The organism is Arthrobacter sp. B0490 (assembly GCF_002929355.1).
GTDB lineage: Bacteria > Actinomycetota > Actinomycetes > Actinomycetales > Micrococcaceae > Arthrobacter_D.
The window spans coordinates 1-643 of record NZ_PJIR01000097.1 but is presented as its reverse complement, the minus strand read 5'-3'; the positions used below and the strand labels follow the sequence as shown (position 1 = coordinate 643).

The following is a 643-nucleotide window of genomic DNA, read 5'->3' as shown; positions in this document are numbered from 1 at the left end:
CCTGTTTTCCTATACCTGCGGCGTCGGGCTCTGCGCTGCGGCGGGTGGCGCCCGGGATGTCTGGAACCTCGACTTCGCCGAGCGCAACCTCGCCGTGGGCAGGGAGAATGCAGCGCTGAACCCGGGGCTGGCACCGATGCGCTTCGTCCGCTCCGACTATTTCCCGGCGATCCGCCAACTCGCCGGACTGCCGGTGGCGTCCAGGCGCGGCCGCGCCCTGCCCGACTACCCTCGCCTCGAGCAGCGCCAGTTCGATCTGGTACTGCTCGATCCGCCCGCCTGGGCACGCAGCGCCTTCGGCACGGTGGACCTGCTGCGCGACTATCAGAGCCTGCTCAAGCCGGCGTTGCTGGCAACCGCTGAAGATGGGGTGCTGATCTGCTGCAACAACCTGGCGAAGGTATCGATGGATGAGTGGCGGCCCCTAGTGCTGCGCTGCGCCGAGAAGGCCGGCAGGCCGGTACGCGAATGGCAGGCGCTGGCACCGGCTGCCGACTTCCCCTCGCGCGATGGGCTGCCCCCACTGAAGACCCTGATTCTGCGGCTTTGAGCGCATTGCCCGTATCGCTCGATTCGGGGAACCGCGTACGCGTGCCATACTCCAAGGCAACCATCCGCCAGGAATACTTCCGGTCATGCCCAA

General features: G+C 67.2%; 1 protein-coding gene. It reads left to right on the top strand.

Features of this window, described 5'->3' with window-relative positions:
- Window positions 1-550: class I SAM-dependent methyltransferase (locus CXQ97_RS20950; protein ID WP_181035163.1), on the top strand; the 550-nt coding region annotated here is incomplete at its 5' end.
- Window positions 551-643: the final 93 nt, after the last annotated feature.